Raw genomic sequence first — 19534 nt, 5'->3', positions numbered from 1 at the left:
TCTGGTGAGCAGCCCCCGGAGCCCGATCGAGGAGAGACGCGATGGTGGACGGACCTGAGCTGACCAGCGCCACGTGGCGTAAGTCCAGTTACTCGAACCAGGACGGCGGCGACTGTGTCGAGGTCGCGGACGGCTTTCCCGGTGTCGTACCCGTGCGGGACAGCAAGGCCCCGTACCGGGGCACCCTCAAGCCCCCGATCACTGCCTGGACCGCGTTCATCACTGCCGTACGGACGGGCCAGCTCCCCGCCTGACAACGTCCGTTGTCGGGCTCCTCGGGTCAGGCGAGGACGTGCCGCCAGCGCAGCTGGCTGCCCTGGACCGGCTCGTACTCCTCGTGCGGGGTGGCCCGTCGCCAGACGGTGTCGAACGCCTCGACGCACCAGGTGGCCAGGGTCGGGTCCTCGGCGTACTCGCGTTCCGTGGTTCACGTGCCGGAGGCTTCATCGGCGGCGCTTCCCTCCGGTCGGGGAACGTACGGGAACGTGGCCTTCCGGCCGCTGAACGATCGCCCCGGGGCATGGGCCCGCTTCCGGGGAACGCCGAAGGCCCCCTCGTGGACGAGGGGGCCTTCGGGTGTCGGTGCGCCGCCAGGGACTCGAACCCCGGACCCGCTGATTAAGAGTCAGCTGCTCTAACCAACTGAGCTAGCGGCGCCTGCTGACAGCCACAATGCTACCGGGTCCGGAACGGTGCTCCCGACCATCTTCCGGCGCCCCCGGCACCCCGCCCGCACCCCGCCCGGCGCCCCCGCCCCGCAGCACCGTCGCGGCACCCCGCCCCGCCGCTCAGATCGCCAGCGACAGCATCACCGGCGCCGCCCGCCTGTTCAGCGCCTCCGCCGACTTGCGCAGCCGGTGGGCGTTCTCGACCGGCAGGGACAGGGCGAGGCAGCCGACCGACGCGCCCGCCGTGACGGGGACGGCGGCGCAGACCGTGCCGACCGCGTACTCCTGGAGGTCCAACACCGGCACGGTGGGCGGCTGTTGGGCGAGGGTGTTGAGCAGGAGGCGTTCGTCCGTGATGGTCCGGGAGGTGAGCCGGGCCGTACGGTGCCGGGAGAGGTGGTCGCGGCGGCCGTCGTGGTCGAGCTGCCCGAGGAGGCACTTGCCGATCGCGGTCGCGTGTACGGCGGACCGGAAGTCGACCCACTCGTTGACCAGCGGCGCGGTGTCGCTCTGCGAGGTCTGGAGCACCTCCAGTTCGCCGTCCGCGTAGCGGCTGAGGTAAATGGCCGCGCCCAGCGCGTCGCGCAGTTCGGAGAGGGTGCGGTCGAGTCTCTCCCGCAGGGCCCGCTCCCGGCCGCCGCCCGAGCCGAGCAGCACCAGCCCTTCCCCGACCACGTACGAGCCGTCGGACACCTGCTCCAGATAGCCCTCGCGCCGCAGCATCAGCAGCAGGTGCGAGAGGTGTCCCGAGGGGAGGCCCGTCTCGCGGGACAGCTGTTCCTCGTTCGCGCCGTCGCGGTGGCCCGCGACGGATTCGAGCACGCGCAGCGCGTACTGCACCGAGTGGAACGGTGCGGTGGGTTCCGGCCTGAGCGCCACGGTGCCCCCTGGAGGTTGTGACCGTCTGCATCGTGACCGGAGCGGTGGGTCACGCGTATCCGTCACACGATAACCGCCAACAGGCCGTACGGCGTCGGCTGTTGCTGCATTCGGCATATGCCCCGAGCGGATGCGACGCGGTCCCCGCCCCATGGAGGGGACGGGGACCGCGTACGGGCCGGGCGCGGGGCGCCGTACGGTCAGCGCACCGCGCTCAGGAACTCGCGCGTCCGCTCGTGCTCCGGCTCGGAGAAGATCTTCTCCGGCGAGCCCGACTCGATGACCCGCCCGGAGTCGAACATCAGGACGTCGTCCGAGATGTCCCGCGCGAAGTTCATCTCGTGCGTGACGCACAGCATCGTGATGTCGGTGGTGTGCGCGATGTCCCGCAGCACGTCGAGGACCCCGGCGACCAGCTCCGGGTCGAGCGCCGAGGTGACCTCGTCCAGCAGCAGCACCTGCGGCCGCATCGCGAGCGCGCGGGCGATGGCGACGCGCTGCTGCTGCCCGCCGGACAGCTGCGACGGGTACTTGTCGATGTGCTCGGTCAGCCCGACCATCTCCAGCAGTTCGCGGGCGCGCTGCTCGGCCTCCTCCTTGGGCAGGCCGAGCACGTGCACGGGCGCCTCGGTGATGTTGCGCAGGACGCCCATGTTGGGGAAGAGGTTGAACTGCTGGAAGACCATGCCGATCTTCTTGCGCACCTCGCGTACGTGCTTCTCACCCGCCGGTACGAGCTTGCCGTTCCGCTCCTCGTGCGTGAGGTAGTCCCCGGCGACCTTGATGGTGCCCTCGTCGGGCTTCAGCAGCGTCATCAGCAGCCGCAGGATCGTCGTCTTGCCCGATCCCGACGGGCCGATGAGGGTGACGTGCTTCCCGGACGACACGGTGAAGTCCATGTGGTCCAGTACGACGTTGCTGCCGAAGCGCTTGGTGACGCCGTCGAAGCGGATCAGTTCGCTGCCGTCGGCGGCGGGGTTCGCGGTCTCTTTCGTGGGCTTGTTGTCAGCGGACAAGACGACGCTCCAGGAGTCGGATCAGAAGGGAAGCCGGGTACGCGATGACGATGAAGGCGACACCGACCACCGTGATCGCCTCGGTGGTGAACGTCACGTTGCTGTACTGCTGGGCCTCGCCCAGCATCTCGAACGCCCCGATCACGGCGATCATCGGCGAGTCCTTCAGCATCGACACCACGTAGTTGCCGAGCGCCGGGATCACGCGGCGGATGGCCTGCGGCAGGATCACCGACGTCCAGGTGCGCCGCTTGGGCAGGTTGAGCGCGATGGCCGCTTCCCACTGGCCGTCCGGCACGCCGTTGATACCGGCGCGGTAGACCTCCGCGGTGTACGTCGAGTAGTGCAGGCCGAGGCCGATGATGCCGGTGGTCAGCGGTGAGAACTCGGGCCCCCACTCCGGCACCACGTAGAAGAGGAAGAACAGCTGCACCAGCAGTGGCGTGTTCCGGATGAACTCGGTCACGGCGGTCACCGGCCAGCGCACCCACACCACGTGGGAGCGCTGCGCGATGGCCCACACCAGGCCGAGGGAGAAGGCGATCAGGGAGCCGAGGAGCAGGGCCTGGAGGGTGACCGCCAACCCGTCCCAGAAGTGCGGCATGAACTTGTCGACGTTCGACCAGTCCCAGTCGTTCATCCGATGCCTCCCGCGGCCTGGCCACCGGCCTGCGCGCGCTCCTTGCGCGCGCCGAGCCACCTGCTGACGATTCCCGGTTCCCGCTCCGGCGCCTGGCCGATCCCGGCCCTCGCGTGCCGCTCCAGTGCCCGCATGCCCCGGGTGAGGACGAAGGCGAGCACGAAGTAGAGGACGAGGAGCAGGGTGTAGATCGGCGCGCTCTCGTTGCTGCCGAGCCGGACCAGGTTCCCCGCGAACGTCATGTCCGCAACGGTGATGACCGAGACCAGCGCGGTGCCCTTGAGCAGCTCGATGAGCAGGTTGTTGAACGGCGGGATCATCTCCGGCCACGCCTGCGGCAGTTCGATGCGCCGCAGCCGCTGCGTCCTGGTGAAGCTCAGCGCGATCCCCGCCTCGCGCTGCGCGGGAGCGACGGCGGCCAGCGCGCCGCGTACGACCTCCGAACCGTACGCGCCGTACGTCAGGCCCAGTGCGCTCACACCCGCCCACATCGGGACGAGCTGCCAGCCGAAGAGGGGCAGCGCGAAGAACATCCAGAACATCAGCACCAGGGCCGACGTACCGCGGAAGACCTCGAAGTAGACACCCGCGAGGAAGCGGACGATCCAGTACGGCGAGGTGCGCAGCGGGCCGATGACGAACGCCACGACCGCGGCGAGCGCGGCGCTGTAGACGGTCACCTGGATCGTGATCCAGATGCCCGGCAGGAACCACGTGCTGAACATGCCTGAGGTCATCATCAGCCGCACAGCTCCTTCGCCGTCTTGTCGGTCATCTCGGTCTTGCCGAAGCCGAACGGGCCGACGATCTCCAGCAGCTCCTCGTAGTCGTTCTCCTTCAGCTTGTGCAGCTCCTTGTTGAAGGCGTCGCGGAAGTTCTTCTCGCTGAGCCGGAACGCGAAGCCCCCGGCCCCGTACGCGGGCTCGCCGTCCACCATGGGCTGGAACGCCGGGATGGCCTCCGCCTTCCGGCTGCCCTTGACCACGGTCTCCACGGTGACGTTCGTCCCGGCGAAGGCGTCCACGCGGCCGGTCGTGACGGCGTTGAGCCCGGCCACCTGGTCCGGGTAGACCTCGACCTCCAGGCCGTACGACTCGGCGTAGGCGATCTCCGCGTACGCCTTCCCGGAGGCGATCTTCAGCTTCTTGTCCGCGACGTCCTTGTAGGAACGCAGGTTGTGCGGATTGCCTTTCGGCACGATGAACGAGTCGAGCATGATGTAGTCCGGATCGGCGAACAGCACCTGTTCACAGCGGTCCGGGTTGATGTACATGCCCGCGGAGACGACGTCGAACTGCTGTGCCTTGAGGCCGGGAATCAGTGCGCCGAACTCGACCGGAATGGCCTTGATCTCGGGAATGCCGAGCCTTTTGAAGAGCACCTTCGCGATCTCGGGTGCCTCGCCGGTGGCGTCGCCGTTGTCGTCGATGTAGCCGAAGGGCGGCTCGCTCGCGATGCCGACGCGGACACTCCCCTTGTCCCGCAGCTGTTCGAGCAGGTCACCCCCTTCCACTTCCCCCTCTTCCGGTGCGCGGCTGCATCCTGCGACGCCGAGCGCACCCGCTGCCGCCGCTCCCGCGAGGAGCGAGCGGCGGCTGATGCCTTTTCCGTCGAATGGTCTGCGTGCTCTGAGTGGTGGAGCCATGGGCGCGCCGCTACCCAGGGAGGACGGAGTTATGCGAATCGTTTCCACCCCTTGACGTGGTCGTTGTCGTCTTGACCGCTGCGTCAGTATTGACGGGTGAACGATCGACCGAGGGAGGCATGATGCCGGACCGCTTCATCGAAGTGTCCCTGGACAAACGCGGAGTGGCCTGCACCGCGAAGCTGCTCGACGACCGGGCGCCCATCACCTGCGACGCGGTGTGGAACGCGCTCCCGCTCGGCGGCGACGTCTACCACGCGAAATACGCCCGCAACGAGATCTACGCCCTCCTCCCGCCGTTCGCCCCGGAGGAACCGCCCCTGGAGAACCCGACGATCACCCCGATCCCGGGCGACCTCTGCTACTTCACCTTCACGCAGACCCAGCTGGCCACGTCGTCGTACGGCTACGAGGAACGGGCCGACCACCGCGGCCGCACCACCGTCGTCGACCTCGCCCTCTTCTACGAGCGCAACAACCTGCTGATCAACGGTGACGCCGGGTGGGTCCCCGGCATCGTCTGGGGCGCCGTCGTGGACGGCCTCGACCGGATGGCCGACGCGTGCCAGGACCTGTGGCGGGCGGGCGCGCTGGGCGAGACCCTCAGCTTCCGGCGGGCCTGAACGCGGCGGGCCTGAGCGCGAAGGTCACGGCGCCCGGCGCCTGTTCACGGCGTCCGGAGGTCACGGCCCCCGGTCCACGACGTCGGGGGTACGGCCCGCGGACCGTACCCCCGACCCGTACGCCCTACGCGGGCGGCGCGGGGATCTCGGCGGCCCCCGCCTCGTACAGCGCGTGCGCCGCCCGCAGCACCAGCGCGTCCCCGTGCCGCGCGGCCACCAGCTGGAGGCCGATCGGCAGCCCCGCGCCGTCCACCCCGCAGGGCAGCGAACACGCGGGCTGCTGCGTCATGTTGAACGGGTACGTGAACGGCGTCCAGCTCGTCCAGCGCGGGCTCGGCCAGCCCACCGGCACCTCGACACCCTTGGCGAACGCGGTGATCGGCATCGTCGGCGTCGCCAGCAGGTCGTAGCGCTCGTGGAAGAGGCCCATCGTCCGGCCCAGCGCCATCCGTACGTCGACCGCCGCCAGGTACTCCAGCGCCCCGGCGCGCGCGCCCTCCGCGCACACCTCGCGGAGCGCCGGGTCCATCGCGGCGCGCTGCTCCTCGGTGAAGTCCTGCGTGATCCGGGCCGCGCCGCTGAACCACAGCGTGTGGAACGCCTCCACCGGGTCCGGCAGCTCCGGGTCGACCTCCTCCACCACGGCGCCCAGCTCCGCCAGCCGCTCCACCGCGCGCCGTACCGCCGCCGCGACCGCCGGGTCGACCTCGACCTGGCCGCCGAGCGTCGGCGAGTACGCGATCCGCAGCCCGGCCACCCCGCCCGCCAGGCCGTCCCGGAAGCCGCCGGGCACCGGGCCGAGCTGCGCCCAGTCGCGCGGGTCGGGCGCGGAGACCACGTCCATCAGCAGGGCGGCGTCCGCCGCGTCCCGCGTCATCGGGCCGACGTGCGCCAGCGTCCCGAAGGCGCTCGCCGGATACATCGGGACCCGCCCGTACGTCGGCTTCAGCGCGAAGATCCCGCTGAACGAGGCGGGGATGCGCACCGACCCGCCCGCGTCCGTACCCAGGCTCAACGGCCCCGCGCCCAGCGCCACGGCCGCCGCGGCGCCGCCGCTGGAGCCGCCCGCGGTGCGCTCAGGGTCGTACGGGTTGCCGGTCGCGCCGTGCCGCGGGCTGTCCGTCACGCCCTTCCAGCCGAACTCCGGGGTCGTCGTGCGCGCCAGGAAGACGGCGCCCGACTCGCGCAGCCGCGCCACCGACGGGGCGTCCTCCTCCCAGGCCGAGCCGTCCTCGCGGACGGACCAGGAGCCCTTCAGGGTCGGCATGCCGCGCTGGAGGAGGATGTCCTTGACGGTCACCGGGACGCCGTCGACCGGCCCGGCGGGCTCCCCGCGCCGCCAGCGTTCCTCGCTGGAACGGGCGTCCGCGAGCGCCTCCGCGCCGTTGACGCGGACGAACGCGTTCACGCGCGGCTGTACGGCCTCCGCGCGTTCCAGCGTGGCGCGCGCGACCTCGACGGGGGAGAAGTCGCCGGCGGCGTAGCCCGCGACGAGCCGGGCGGCGGTCAGGGCGGTGAGATCGGTCAACGCATCCTCCTCGGACGGTGCTGCCCCCGGACGGTCGGTCCCGTACGGCTCGGCGGGTACGCGGGTACGCGGTCGGTGGTGGCGGGCGGCGGGCCGCTCCCGTCAGCCCCCGGGTACGTACCCCAGTTGCTTGTCGACCACGTTCAGCAGCGGCTCGCCCGCGTACCAGCGGTCGAAATTGTCCAGGAACTGCGTGGCGAGGTCGTCGCGCCAGCCGACCGTGTCCCCGCTCATGTGCGGGGAGAGCACCAGGCCGGGCACGTCCCACAGGCGGCTCTCCACCGGCAGCGGCTCCGCCGCGAACACGTCGAGCGCCGCGCCCGCGATGCGGTGCTCCAGCAGCGCCTCGACGAGGTCGTCCTCGACGACGTGCTGGCCGCGCCCGACGTTGATGAAGCGGGCGCCCGGCTTCATCCGGGCGAAGGCCGCCGCGTCGAACATCCCCCGCGTCGCCTCCGTCAGCGGCGCCACGCACACCACCCAGTCCGCGCCGCCGAGCAGCCCGTGCAGCGCCGCGCCGCCGTGCACCCGGCCGAAGTCGGGGTCGCCGTCGCGTTCCGTACGGCCCACGAGGTCCACCTCGACGCCCAGCGCCTGGAGGGTCCGCCCGGTCTTCCGGCCGATGGGTCCGGAGCCGACGACCACCGCGCGCGTACCGCCCACGCGCATCGTCTCGCGGTGCTTCCAACGCCGCTGCCGCTGCAATTCCCGACTGCCGAAGAAATCCTTGGCCATGGCTACGACGAGTCCCGCGACGTATTCCGCGATGGGCTGGTCGAAGACACCGCGCGCATTTGTCAGCACCACATCGGAACCGGCCAGTTCGGGAAGCAAACGGTCCACTCCCGCGCTCGGTGTGTGCACCCATCGGGGGCGCGCGCCCCCGCCTGGCCACGCCTCCCGTACGGCGTCCGAGAGGAAGTCCCAGACGAGCAGCACGTCGGCCTCCGGCAGGCGCTCTGCCAGCGACTTCGCGTCGGCGTGCAGCACCCGCGCCCGGCCCTCCAGACGGTCCAGGCGGGGCGGCGGATCGGCGTCCAGGACAAGAACAGATGTTTCGGACATAGGCAGGAAACCGTTTCGAAACGAGAGCCGACTGGAGTGGGGTAACGGGGTCGTCGAAGCGCCGAAGAAGTGAGGATTGACCACGGTAGGGACGGCGCTCTACCTTCGTCAACAAAGGCATCTGCCCGGCGTTCCCGGCGTCTTGCACGGCTATCTCCTTCATTTCGGCCTCGTGCCGCCCCTCCGTCTCCTTGGGGTTCCGCAATGGATGTCTCCTTCCTCGGTGGACCGCAGCCGCAGCGCGGCGTCGGGATCGTCGCGCCGTTCGACTTCGCCCTCGACCGCGAGCTGTGGCGCTGGGTCCCCGACGACGTCTCGCTGCACCTGACCCGCACCCCGTTCGTCCCCGTCGAGGTCAGCCTCGACCTCGCGCGGCTCGTCAGCGAGCACGAGACGCTGCACGAGGCCGTCCTCGCCCTCACCGCCGTCGCGCCCGAGACGGTGGCGTACGCCTGCACCTCCGGCAGCTTCGTCGGCGGCATCGCCGGTGAGCGGGCCATGACCGCCGCCATGGAGCAGGCGGGCGAGGTGCCCGCCCTCACCACCTCCGGCGCCGTGCTGGAGGCGCTGCGGGAGCTGGACGCGCGCCGCGTCGCGGTCGTCACCCCGTACACGAAGTCGGTCACCGACTCGCTGGAGGAGTTCCTCGCGGAGGCCGGGATCGCGGTCACCGGCCGCAGCTACCTCGGCCTCACCAGCCACATCTGGCGGGTGCCGTACCGGGACGTGGTCGACATGGCCCGCGAGGCGGCCGTCGACGCACCGGACGCGTTGTTCATCAGCTGCACCAACCTGCCGACGTACGACGTCATCCCGCAGTTGGAGGCCGAGCTGCGGATGCCGGTGCTCTCCGCGAACCAGGTGACGATGTGGGCCGCGCTGCGGCGCGTCGGCGTACAGGCCGTCGGCCCGTACCAGGCGCTGCTCGACCCCGTCGCGCGCAGCGGCCCGGCGGCGATGGCGCCCGATCCGGGGCCGTCCCCGGCCGCCGGCCACGGCCCGCCGCTGGCGGACGCGGTGCCGCCGCAGTCGACGCCGGAGGCGGCGCTCGCGGGCGCGGACCTGGAGGGCGGCGGCGAGCCGCTCGACGCGTACGACCCGCTGTACCCGCCGTCCGGCCCGGACGACCGGGGCGGCGGGGCGCAGCCCGCGGGCTGACCGGACCACCCGGACGAGCGACCCCGACGAACCACCCGGACGAGCGACCCGGCAGAGCACACGCGACGACCGCGCAGGGAGGCGTACATGGCACAGGCGGTGGGGTTCCTCTACCCCGGCTACTCGGCGGAGGACGACTTCCCCCGGCTGGAGGGCATCGTCCGGGAGGCGGGGGCGGCGGACGTACGGCTGCCGCTCGTCCACACCGACATCGGCGAGGACGCCCACCGCGTCGACGCGCTCCTGGAGATGGGCTCCGCCGCCCGCCTCGCGGCGAAGGTCGAGGAGGTGAAGGCGCTCGGCGCGGAGGCCGTCGTGTGGGCGTGCACCAGCGCCAGCTTCGTCTTCGGCTGGGAGGGCGCCGAGGCGCAGGTGCGCGAGCTGTCCGCGACGGCCGGGCTGCCCGCGTCCAGCACGTCGTTCGCCTTCGCCCACGCCGTACGGGAGGTGGGCGCGGAACGGGTCGCCATCGCGGCCACGTACCCGGAGGACGTCGCCGCGCTGTTCACCGCGTTCCTGAAGGCGGCGGGCGCCGAGGTCGTCGCGATGCGCGGCAGCGGCATCATCACCGCCGCGGAGGTCGGCACCTGGGGCCGCGAGGAGGTGCTCGCGCTGGCCCGTGGCGGCGACCACCCGGACGCGGACGCCGTACTGCTGCCGGACACAGCGCTGCACACCGCCGCCTGGGTCCCGGAGCTGGAGGCCGCGCTCGGCAAGCCGGTGCTCACCGCGAACCAGGTCACGGCCTGGGAGGGGCTGCGGCTGCTGGACCGGCGGGTGCGTACGCCCGCGCTGGGCAGGCTGTTCGCCTGACGCGCGCCCGGCCCGCCGCCCGGCCCCGCGCCCGGCCCGCCGCCCGGCCCCGCGCCCGCGCCGCCCGCCCGCACCTCCCGCCTCCCGTCGGGGAATAGCGCGGCGCGGCGGCCGGTTGCCCGGTGCGTACGCGCAGCTGACGAGCAGGGAGGCGGGCCAGCCGTGGCCGACGACCGCACCGACCCCATCCGCGGCGAGGCCAGGGGCGCGGCCCCCGTGCCGCTGTCCGTCCTCGACCTGGTGACCGTGGGGGTCGGCCGTACGGCGGGTGACGCGCTCCGCGCCTCCACCCGGATCGCGCGCCTCGCGGAGGACCGCGGCTTCACCCGCTTCTGGGTGGCCGAGCACCACTCCATGCCGGGGGTCGCGAGCACGTCCCCGGCGGTGATCCTCGCCCACCTCGCGGCCCACACCGAGCGGGTACGGCTCGGTTCCGGCGGCGTCATGCTGCCCAACCACGCGCCGCTCGTCATCGCCGAGCAGTTCGGCACCCTGGAGGCGCTCGCGCCGGGCCGCGTCGACCTCGGCCTGGGCCGGGCGCCCGGCACGGACGGCGCGACGGCGGCTGCCCTGCGGCGTACGGACCACCTGCGCGAGGGCGCCGACGAGTTCCCGCAGCAGCTCGCGGAGTTGACCCGCTTCCTGGACGACGACTTCCCCCAAGGTCACCGCTACGCCCGCATCCACGCCGTACCCGGACCCGTACAGGGCGGCGACGGCGGGCGCCCGCCCATCTGGCTGCTCGGCTCGTCCGGCTTCAGCGCCCGGCTGGCCGGGCAGCTGGGGCTGCCGTTCGCCTTCGCGCACCACTTCTCGGCGGCCAACACGGTCCCGGCCCTGGAGCTGTACCGCTCCACCTTCCGCCCGTCCGCCGCGCTGGCCGAGCCGTACGCCCTGATCGGCGTCGCCGCCCTCGCGGCCGAGGACGAGCGCGAGGCGCGCCGCCAGGTGCTGACCGGCGCCCTGTCCATGCTCCGGCTGCGCACCGGCCGCCCGGGGCTGGTGCCCACGCCGGAGGAGGCGGAGGCGTACGAGTTCAGCGCCGTGGAACGGGACTTCGTCGACGGCTGGCTCGGCAACATCGTGCACGGCACCCCCGACGCCGTACGCGACGGCCTCGACGCGCTCACCAAGCGCACCGGCGCCGACGAGCTGATGATCACGGCGAACGCGCACACCCCGGAGGCGCGCGTCCGCAGCTACGAGCTGATCGCCGACGCGTACGCACTGCCGTCCGCGGGGGCGGACACGTAGGCCGGGCGGGGCGCCTCCGCCGTACCCGGTGCCCCGTACCGCGCGCCCCTCAGCCGACCGCCCTCAGCCCGCCGCGCGGGCCCGCCGGTCGAGGAGGGCGGAGACGCCCTCGGGCGCCATGGGCCGCGCGAAGTACCAGCCCTGGCCGGAGTCGCAGCCGATCCGCCGCAGCCGTTCGGCCTGCGCCCGGCTCTCCACGCACTCGGCCGTCACCGTCAGGTCCAGCTTGTGCGCGAGCTGCACGAGGGCCGAGACGATCGTCTCGTCGGCCGGGTTGGGGTGCGGCGCCGTACGGAATCCGCGCACGAAGGTGCCGTCGAGCTTCAGCGTGTGCACCGGGAGGCGGCTGAGGTAGGCGAGGTTGGAGTAGCCGGTGCCGAAGTCGTCGATGGCGATCCGTACGCCCATCTCGCTGAGCGCCTGCAACGCCTGGAGCGGGCGCCCCGCGGACCCCATCACGGCCGACTCGGTCAGCTCCAGCTGGAGCAGCGCGGCGGGCACGCCGGTCTCGGCCAGGATGCGTTCGACGTCCGCGACCAGGTCCGAGTCCCACGCCTGGCGCACGGCGACGTTCACGCTGACGAAGACGGGCCGTCCGCCGTGCGCGTCCATCCAGCGGCGGGCCTGGCGGCAGGACTCCGCGAGGACCCAGCGGCCGAGCGGCACGATCGCCCCGTTCTCCTCCGCCAGCTCGATGAAGCGGTCCGGCCCCAGCCGCCCGAACTGCGGGTGCCCCCACCGGACCAGCGCCTCCACCCCGAGCGGCGCCCCGTCGCCCAGCCCGACGATCGGCTGGTACTCCAGCAGGAACTCGCCGCGCTCCACCGCCGGGCGCAGCGTGCTGGAGAGCGCCTGCCGGGTCACCCGGTCCGCGTTCCGCTCCGGGTCGAAGAGGGTCCAGCGGGCCCGGCCGTCGGCCTTCGCCCAGTACAACGTCGTGTCGGCGGCCTGCATCAGCGCCGTCGCGCTGGTCCCCGCCGTCTCCCGTTCCACCACGCCGATGGACGCCGACACCGCCAGCCGCTGGCCGGGCAGCTCGAACGGGCGCTGGAGCGCGTGCAGCAGCGTCGTCGCCAGGTCCGTCAGCTGCTCCGTACCGGTCGAGCCGTCGACCAGCACCGCGAACTCGTCGCCGCCGAGCCGCGCCACCAGGTGCCCGCCGCCCTCCGCGCACCAGGCCAGCCGGCGCGCCACGGCGTCCAGCAGCTCGTCCCCGGCCTGGTGGCCGAGGGTGTCGTTGACGGCCTTGAAGCCGTCGAGGTCGAGGTAGCAGATGCCGATGCGGCCGGTGGCGGAGCCGGAGAGCGCCGCCGACAGCCGGGCGAAGAACAGCGCGCGGTTGGGCAGCCGGGTCACCGGGTCGTGCTGCTGGAGGTGGCTCAGCCGCTGCCGCAGCGAGCGCTGCTCGCTGACGTCCACGACGGACAGCAGCGCCTCGTCGGGCCCGCCGCCCTTCCCGTACGCGGTCGGGGTGACGGTGATCTCCGCCCACAGCGTGTGCCCGTCGGCGTGCTTGAGGCGGCGTGTACGCCGCTGCGTGGGCGCGGTGGCGCGCGCGCCGTCCCACGCGCCGTCGCCCACCGCGCCGGTACGGGCGCGGGGCTCGGGGACCACGGCGCCGGGGCGCGTGTCGTACGGGTCGGGGGCGCCGTCCCGTACGGCTCTCTCCGCGCCGGGCGGGTCCGCGCCGGACGGGTCCGACTCCGCGGACCGGCCCGCTCCCGTCAGCAGGTCCGCCTCCGCCAGGTCCATGCCGCCGAGCCCGGCCACCGGGGCGGCGACCAGGCCGTTGGGCACGGCGCCGAGCATCGCCTCCAGCGCGCGGTTCGCCGTACGCACGCGGCCGTCGCGGTCCACGACGGCCATGGCGACCTGGGCGGCGTTGAAGGCGGCGCGGAAGTCGCTGGGGCGGGGGCCGTCGTCGTCGGCGCGACGGCTGCCGTGATCGCTCTCAGTGAGGGTTTCCGGGACGCTCTCGGTGGTGTCACCGGGGGCCGCGCCCGGTCCTTCGAAGGGTCCGTTCACCGATCACTCCCGCGGTGACTCGTCGCCCGCGGACCGGGCGAGTGGCCGCGCGTGGGCCCTTCGCGAGCGGGTCCGCGCTGGAAATGTGCCGATCATAGAGGTTCGCCGGACGGGCCCGCCAGCGGCCCGGCGCGCGCCGAGGGGCTCCGGAGCGCGCGGTGGGGCGTGACCGCGCACGCGGCTGACCGCTCCTGTCACCCATCCGAAACGAGTCGGTCGTCCTCGGTCGGAAATCACCCACGGTAGTCATATCGCGGGTAACCCGAGCGGCGTAGCGAAACGGTGCAAAGCACGCGAAGCGGGGCATCGTGGAGCAGGTACCTGTTCCCCACCCCCGCGAGGTCGACACGTGGCGCGATGGCTCATACCGGAGGGCGTGGCCGGGCGGCGCCCGATGCGCCGTACGGCGCACGTCCTCACGAGCCTGACCGCGATCATCGGCACGGGCCTCGTCGCCGGACCGGCCACCGCCGTGGCGGACGCCCCGTTCCCCTGCGCCCTCCCGCGCACCGACGACCACCACTCCGAGGGCCTGGACACCTGGAACACGTCGTACGCCCGCCCCGTACGGTCGCTCGACGCGCTGATGGTCTTCCTCTCCTTCCCGGACTGGAAGCCGATCGTCACCCCGGGCGAGCTGGTCGCCGACCACTTCCCGGCCACCTCCGACTTCTTCGCCCGCGCCTCGTACGGCCGCTTCGACCTGCGGCTCCACCCGCTGCGGCAGTGGGTGCGGATGCCCGCGGACTCCAGCGTCTACGGCATACAGCGCGACTGGGACCCCGCCCTGCGCGGCACGTTCCTGCACGACGCCGTCGCCGCCGCCGATCCGCGCGTGGACTTCGGCGCGTACGACATCGTGTACCTCGTCGCGGACCCCGATGCCCCCGGCGTGAACTCCGACGCCACCAAGGTCGTCAACTTCGACGAGCCGCTGCGGGTCGACGACGCCGACGTGCCGCGCGTCGTCACCGTCTTCGAACGGCACCCGCCCGACCGGCACGTCCTCGCCCACGAGACCGGCCACGTCTTCGACCTGCCCGACCTCTACCACCGGCCGGAGCGCGGGAACGCCGACTGGGACACGCACGTCGGCGACTGGGACCTGATGGGCAGCCAGTTCGGACTGGCGCCCGAGCCCTTCGGCTGGCACAAGTGGAAGCTGGGCTGGCTGGGTCGGCGGAACGTCGCCTGCCTCGGCCCCGGTCCCGGCACCGGCCGGTACGCGCTGCGCCCGCTGAGCGCGCCGATGGGCTCCCGGCCGGGCCGCGCCGACACCCGGCTCGCGGTGGTGCGTACGGGACCGGCCGAGGCGCTCGCCGTCGAGGCGCGCGCCCCCGTGGGCAACGACGTCGGGCTGTGCCGGGGCGGCGTACTGCTCTACCGCGTACGGGCCGACACCGCGTCCGCCGACGGACCGGTGCAGGTGGTCGACGGGCACCCGGACACCGCCGCGTGCCCGCGCGACTCGGTCTACCCACCGCTCGCGGACGCGCCGCTGGGGGCGGGGGAGCGCTACGTCTCGGAGGACGGCGAACTCCGCGTGGAGGTGGGGCGTTGGACGCCCGACGAGGGCTGGGACGTGGAGATCACGCGCGGGTGAGCCGCCCGGTGTCCGGCGCCCGGTGTCCGGGAACGCCGAAGGCCCCCTCGCGGACCTTGGGTTCGAGGGGTCGTTGCAACACCACTTGGTTTTAGGTGGTGAGTAGATCACGTAGACGCTCGGCTGGGGTATCCCAGCCGAGCGTCTTGCGTGGGCGTCCGTTGAGTTCCTGGGCGACGTGTTCGAGGTCTTCGGGGCTGTGCGCGCTCAGATCGGTGCCCTTGGGGAAGTACTGGCGGAGCAGTCCGTTGGTGTTCTCGTTGGAGCCGCGTTGCCAGGGGGATGCCGGGGCGCAGAAGTAGACGGGCATGTCGGTGGCCGTGCTGAACTGCTTGTGGCGTGCCATCTCGCTGCCCTGGTCCCAGGTGAGGGAGCCGCGCAGGTGGGCGGGCAGGGTCTGGACCGTGGTGACGAGGCCGTCGCGGACGGTCTCGGCGTCGTGGGCTCCGCCCGGCAGGTGGACCAGCATGGTGTAGCGGGTGCTGCGCTCGACCAGGGTGGCGATCGCGGAACGGCCGTTTGCGCCGATGATCAGGTCGCCTTCCCAGTGACCGGGCACGGCCCGGTCCTCGACGTCGGCGGGCCGGTCGCTGATCATGATCATCGGGTCGTTGAACCGCGGTGTGCGCCGCTGGGGGTCCCGGCGTGGTTTGCGGCGGGTCCGGCCGGAGCGGATGGCTGCCTGTACTTCCCGCTTCAGGCCGCCGCGAGCCTGGAAATACAGCGCCTGGTAGATCGTTTCCACGCTCACCCGCATGCTCTCGTCGTCGGGATGTTCCCTGCGTAGAGCGTGGCAGATCTGTTCCGGTGACCACCGCCTGCGCAGTCCGTCCTTCACGAAGCGTCGCAGCCGTCCCTCGCGCAGCAGCTTGCGGTCCTTGGGCCGGGGCCTGCGCGAGGCGGCCGCCCGGTGGGCCGCGTAGGGCTGGTAGCCCTCGCTGCCCGAGTTCGCGTCGATCTCCCGCTTGACGGTGCTCGCCGACCGTCCCAGGGCCCGTCCGATCGCCCGCAGCGACGTGCCTGTCGCGCGCAGATCGCGGATCCGTTCACGCTCGGCCAGTGTCAGAAACCGCGGGTCGAGCTGCTTGTCCAGGGCCGTCAGGCCCACCGGTGCTGTGGTCACACCGCACATCGTGACGGTCCCGGTGGCGTAGTCGACACGGCGCCCGTCGGCATAAGTGCGCGAAGAACTGGTCTTCTTGACGCCCCAGTCCCAGTCCTTGGCCGTGCGCTCGTTCACACCAACCTGCCGGGCCGCCACCCGCCGTGCGACACCAGCGGCCCGAAGCCGCTCGTACTCGTCACGCCCGGGATGCCGGCGCGGCAGACGCACCGAAATCCGTCCGGCCTTCCGAGCCCAACCGAAAGCCGTGTTCCGGTTCACCCCCAGCTCACGCGCCACCACGGTCACATTCCCCACGACATCCAGCCGCGCAAGGAAACGCTCCCTCAACCCTGCAAGATCATCACGCCCAACAGCCACGGTCCTCGCAACTCCCACAGATCGCAGGTGTTGCGAGGACCGTTAGAACCCAAGGACGAGGGGGCCTTCGACTGTCGGTGCGCCGCCAGGGACTCGAACCCCGGACCCGCTGATTAAGAGTCAGCTGCTCTAACCAACTGAGCTAGCGGCGCCTGCTGACGTCGTAGACCTTAGCACCACGATCCCGCGGAGCGAAAATCGGTTTGGCCCCGCCGTCACCGCCGCGACCTGCGTCGGGCTCCCGGCCGCCGTCGCCGTACGCGTGCCCGGTCCCGTACGCGCGCCCGTGTCCGTGCCGGTGTCCGTGTTCGCGGGCCGCGCGGGCGGCGGCGTCGTCGCGCCGGACGCGGACGTGCGCCCAGAGCAGTACCTCGGCGCCGGGCAGCCAGGGGCGGCGCACGCCGGGGGCGACCAGCCAGCGCGAGTCACCGGCGGGCGCCGCGTCGGAGGGGGCGCCGGGCGCGTGGGGGCCACCGGGCGCGGAGATCGCGGCGGCGACGGCGGGGAGGCCGGTGAGCGCGCCCACGTCGGGGTCGGTGGTGGTGTCGGCGGGGTCGGGCCCCGCCGCCGGGCGCGGGGCCGGGTCGGGCAGCAGGGGCGGGACGGTGACGGTGTCACCGGCGCCGTGGCAGAGCAGCGGGGGGATCGTTTCTTCGGGGCGTTCCCCGCCCTGTCCGTCCCCGGGTCTGCCCGCGCGGTCCCACTCCTCCCAGCGCAGCAGCGCGAGGAGCCGGTCCGCGCTGCCCGGGGTGGTGAAGAGGAGGAGGCGGGAGCGGTGCACCGCGACCGGGCCGCTCCCCGGGCCGTTGGCCCAGAGCCGTTCCAGCAGGCGGCGCCCGTACAGCACCGGGGTGCTCACGACGTCGAACGCCGTCCCGCACGGCAGCACGCTCGGCGCCCCCGGACGCAGTGCCCACAACGCGTGGACGCTGCGCGGGAAGCGGCTCGCGGAGGCGAGCCAGTCCGCGCCTGCGGGGGTGACGCGGGTGACGGGGGCGCACGCGGTCGGATCGCCGGATTCGCTCATGACGTCCACAAGTACCGGGACGCCGGACGGCGACGGTGTGAATCGGCGGAAACCGCGCGGGACATGGCGGTGTCGGGTACTCTCCGCGCCCGCGCACATGCGTTGCGTGCATCCCGCGGGCACGTTCCCCGTACGGTCGCTGGCCCCCGTACGGCCGCGGGCGCGCGGCTCCGGCGGTACGCGGCCCCCGTCCGTCCGTCGCCGCGTACGCCCCGGGCCTACTCCTCGGCGCGGTCGTTCAGCAGCTGGTGCCCGAACTCGATCATCTTGCGGGCGTAGTCCTCCGTCCAGTCCGCACGTTGGGCGATGGCCTCGTCCGGCAGCCGGTCGAAGCGGCTGCGGTCGGCGAGCTGCGCCGCCGCCATCGCCTGGAACTCCATGGCACGGTCCGCCGCCGCCCGGAAGGCGAGCGTCAGCTCGGTCGCGCGGTCCAGCAGCTCGCGCGGGTCGTCCATCGACTCCAGGTCGAAGAAGTGCTCCTCGTCGGCCATGGTGTCCGCGGGCTCGAAGAGCAGCGGAGCGGGTCGGCGGAAGCGGGGGGCGCTGCCGGCCGGCGGTTCGGAAGCCGCGTGCGGCTCGGGCATGGGGGACCTCCTGTTTCGTTGCCGCCGTCCATTGTCCCGTGCCGCGCAAGCGGCCGTCTTTTCCGGTCGAGGCCCGTCCGCGACCGGAAGGCGACCGGATGTGGTCGAGGTGTGTCCGTACGGCGACCGGATCCGTTCGCCCGCCGCGTCCCGTACGTACCTCCGGCGGCGCTCAGCTCGGCACGTACGGCACGCGGTGCGCGGCGAGATGCGCCAGCACCGCGTGGTTCGCCTCCCAGCCGTCCGGGAACTTCACCGTCACGCCGAGTCGCACCGGCTCCGCCGACGGATGCGCGTCCAGCAACTCCGGCACACCCGCACGGCACACCACCACGCACGCGTGCCGGTGCCGCGACGCCAGGACGCACAGCCGCCCCGTCTCCAGGTGGAACGACGTCGCGTCCGGACGCCCGGACAGCGGGTGCAGCACGACGGTGACGTCGAACTCCCGCCCCTGGAGGCGGTTCGCCGTGTCCACCGCCACGCCGCGCACCCCCAGGTCCGCCAGCGCCGCCCGTACGGCAGCCGCCTGGTCCCGGTGCGCCGTGCCCACCGCCACGCGGTCGGCCGTCAGCGCGGTGGTGTCGACGCCGCCGCCCGTACGCGCGCTGCCCGCCGCGCCCTCGCGCGCCAGCAGCCGCCGGACGACGCGGGCGACCGCCGCGACCGCCTCCGGGTCCGTACGCGGCGTGGTGCGCGCGGGCAGCTCCAGCAGGCCCCAACCCGCCGCCGCGGCCTCGTCGATCACCGCGTCCACCGCCGAACCGTCGCCCGGCACGCCGAACGACAGCGTGCGGTCGCCCTCGCCGGTGCCGCTGCGGAACGGGGTGTACGGGTAGAAGGCCGCCGACACCAGCGGCGCCGCCGACGCGGGCAGCCGCCACGACACGGGCAACCGGTGCTGCGGCAGCTCCGGATTGTGCCCGAGCAGTGTGGTCACCGCGCTCGCCGACGGGTCGTACGACAGCCCCGCCCACTGCTCCGCGCCGACCTGGCTGAACGGGTCGAGCTGCCCCGGATCGCCCACGAACAGCGCCCGTTCGAAGAGACCGGCCACGGCGAGGAGCGCGTCCGAACGCATCTGGTACGCCTCGTCGATGATCGCGTGCGACCAGCGCTCCTCCGCCTTCACCCAGGCCCACTTCGCGGCCGTCGACACGACGACGTCCAGCCCGGCGAGGTCGCCCGCCTTGGCGGAGGTGCGGACGGACGGGTGCTGGTCGAGGACCGGGTCGTACGGGTCGGGGTCGCTGCTGTGCAGGCGGCCCACCGGCAGTTCGGGATCGGCCACGGCGAGGCGGTGGACGAGGTCGTCGACCTGCGCGTTGGTCTGGGCGACCACCATCAACGGGTGCCCGGCGGCGGCCAGTTCGCGGGCGGCCCGTACGACGAGGGTCGACTTCCCGGCGCCGGGCGGGGAGTCGACGACGACGCCGCGGTGCGTGCCGTGCAGCGTGTCGCGCAGGATGGCGGCGGTCGCGCGGGCGGCGGCCTCGCCGGGGTCGCGCACCGGTGCGCGTGTC

18 protein-coding genes and 2 tRNA genes are annotated in these 19534 nt (G+C 72.9%); 6 read left to right on the top strand and 14 right to left on the bottom strand.

Annotated elements, in window-relative coordinates:
* The first annotated feature begins 41 nt into the window (after positions 1–41).
* Positions 42–254, top strand: coding sequence for a DUF397 domain-containing protein (locus D7M15_RS09410; protein ID WP_121517092.1), 213 nt, complete (start codon positions 42–44; stop codon positions 252–254).
* 329 nt (positions 255–583) lie between these two features.
* Here the strand turns inward: D7M15_RS09410 and D7M15_RS09405 are convergent.
* From D7M15_RS09405 to ehuB, 6 genes are all read right to left on the bottom strand, one after another.
* Positions 584–657: transfer RNA gene (locus D7M15_RS09405), tRNA-Lys, on the bottom strand.
* A gap of 131 nt (positions 658–788) precedes the next feature.
* Complete coding sequence (locus tag D7M15_RS09400) at positions 789–1547, bottom strand: IclR family transcriptional regulator C-terminal domain-containing protein (protein WP_121517091.1); 759 nt, start codon at positions 1545–1547, stop codon at positions 789–791.
* Positions 1548–1747: 200 nt separating this feature from the next.
* Positions 1748–2563: an ectoine/hydroxyectoine ABC transporter ATP-binding protein EhuA gene (gene ehuA / locus D7M15_RS09395; RefSeq protein ID WP_121517090.1), complete on the bottom strand. Its 816-nt coding sequence runs from the start codon at positions 2561–2563 to the stop codon at positions 1748–1750.
* On the bottom strand, positions 2553–3203 hold the full coding sequence (ehuD, locus tag D7M15_RS09390; protein WP_121517089.1) for an ectoine/hydroxyectoine ABC transporter permease subunit EhuD: 651 nt from the start codon (positions 3201–3203) through the stop codon (positions 2553–2555). The genes ehuA and ehuD overlap by 11 nt, the downstream gene beginning before the upstream one ends.
* On the bottom strand, positions 3200–3940 hold the full coding sequence (gene ehuC, locus D7M15_RS09385; RefSeq protein WP_206337468.1) for an ectoine/hydroxyectoine ABC transporter permease subunit EhuC: 741 nt from the start codon (positions 3938–3940) through the stop codon (positions 3200–3202). The genes ehuD and ehuC overlap by 4 nt, the downstream gene beginning before the upstream one ends.
* A gap of 2 nt (positions 3941–3942) precedes the next feature.
* Positions 3943–4848, bottom strand: a complete 906-nt coding sequence (gene ehuB / locus D7M15_RS09380) for an ectoine/hydroxyectoine ABC transporter substrate-binding protein EhuB (protein WP_121517088.1) — start codon at positions 4846–4848, stop codon at positions 3943–3945.
* 122 nt (positions 4849–4970) lie between these two features.
* On the opposite strand from ehuB, the gene D7M15_RS09375 reads away from it, so the two are divergent.
* Positions 4971–5471, top strand: coding sequence for a DUF3830 family protein (locus tag D7M15_RS09375; protein ID WP_121520486.1), 501 nt, complete (start codon positions 4971–4973; stop codon positions 5469–5471).
* Between the two features lie 124 nt (positions 5472–5595).
* Here the strand turns inward: D7M15_RS09375 and D7M15_RS09370 are convergent, their stop codons facing one another.
* Complete coding sequence (locus tag D7M15_RS09370) at positions 5596–6999, bottom strand: amidase (RefSeq protein WP_121517087.1); 1404 nt, start codon at positions 6997–6999, stop codon at positions 5596–5598.
* Between the two features lie 102 nt (positions 7000–7101).
* Positions 7102–8064, bottom strand: coding sequence for a D-2-hydroxyacid dehydrogenase (locus tag D7M15_RS09365; RefSeq protein ID WP_121517086.1), 963 nt, complete (start codon positions 8062–8064; stop codon positions 7102–7104).
* A 204-nt stretch (positions 8065–8268) separates the two neighbouring features.
* Between D7M15_RS09365 and D7M15_RS09360 the strand changes: the two genes are divergently transcribed.
* From D7M15_RS09360 to D7M15_RS09350, 3 genes are all read left to right on the top strand, one after another.
* Positions 8269–9222, top strand: a complete 954-nt coding sequence (locus D7M15_RS09360; RefSeq protein WP_121517085.1) for an aspartate/glutamate racemase family protein — start codon at positions 8269–8271, stop codon at positions 9220–9222.
* Between the two features lie 87 nt (positions 9223–9309).
* Positions 9310–10035 (top strand): aspartate/glutamate racemase family protein, encoded by a 726-nt coding sequence (locus D7M15_RS09355; protein WP_121517084.1) that lies wholly within the window; start codon positions 9310–9312, stop codon positions 10033–10035.
* Positions 10036–10197: 162 nt separating this feature from the next.
* On the top strand, positions 10198–11289 hold the full coding sequence (locus D7M15_RS09350; protein ID WP_121517083.1) for an LLM class flavin-dependent oxidoreductase: 1092 nt from the start codon (positions 10198–10200) through the stop codon (positions 11287–11289).
* Positions 11290–11352: 63 nt separating this feature from the next.
* Here the strand turns inward: D7M15_RS09350 and D7M15_RS09345 are convergent, their stop codons facing one another.
* On the bottom strand, positions 11353–13314 hold the full coding sequence (locus D7M15_RS09345; RefSeq protein WP_240649202.1) for an EAL domain-containing protein: 1962 nt from the start codon (positions 13312–13314) through the stop codon (positions 11353–11355).
* Between the two features lie 394 nt (positions 13315–13708).
* Between D7M15_RS09345 and D7M15_RS09335 the strand changes: the two genes are divergently transcribed.
* Positions 13709–14917, top strand: coding sequence for a M6 family metalloprotease domain-containing protein (locus D7M15_RS09335; RefSeq protein ID WP_121517082.1), 1209 nt, complete (start codon positions 13709–13711; stop codon positions 14915–14917).
* A 91-nt stretch (positions 14918–15008) separates the two neighbouring features.
* Here D7M15_RS09335 and D7M15_RS09330 read toward each other — a convergent pair whose 3' ends face one another.
* The 5 genes from D7M15_RS09330 to D7M15_RS09305 all read right to left on the bottom strand — a co-directional run bounded on the left by D7M15_RS09330 (position 15009) and on the right by D7M15_RS09305 (position 19521).
* Positions 15009–16049 (bottom strand): IS30 family transposase, encoded by a 1041-nt coding sequence (locus tag D7M15_RS09330; protein ID WP_165906359.1) that lies wholly within the window; start codon positions 16047–16049, stop codon positions 15009–15011.
* A 429-nt stretch (positions 16050–16478) separates the two neighbouring features.
* Positions 16479–16552 (bottom strand) — tRNA-Lys (locus tag D7M15_RS09325).
* Positions 16543–17427: a bifunctional DNA primase/polymerase gene (locus tag D7M15_RS28185; protein ID WP_165906167.1), complete on the bottom strand. Its 885-nt coding sequence runs from the start codon at positions 17425–17427 to the stop codon at positions 16543–16545. The genes D7M15_RS09325 and D7M15_RS28185 overlap by 10 nt, the downstream gene beginning before the upstream one ends.
* 218 nt (positions 17428–17645) lie before the next feature.
* Positions 17646–18011, bottom strand: a complete 366-nt coding sequence (locus D7M15_RS09310) for a hypothetical protein (RefSeq protein WP_121517079.1) — start codon at positions 18009–18011, stop codon at positions 17646–17648.
* Positions 18012–18183: 172 nt separating this feature from the next.
* Entirely contained in the window at positions 18184–19521 is a 1338-nt protein-coding gene (locus D7M15_RS09305; RefSeq protein WP_121520484.1) for an AAA family ATPase, read from the bottom strand.
* Between the last annotated feature and the right edge of the window lie 13 nt (positions 19522–19534).

Source organism: Streptomyces sp. Z26, assembly GCF_003665095.1.
Lineage (GTDB): Bacteria > Actinomycetota > Actinomycetes > Streptomycetales > Streptomycetaceae > Streptomyces > Streptomyces phytohabitans.
This window is presented reverse-complemented; position numbering and strand designations above follow the sequence as displayed.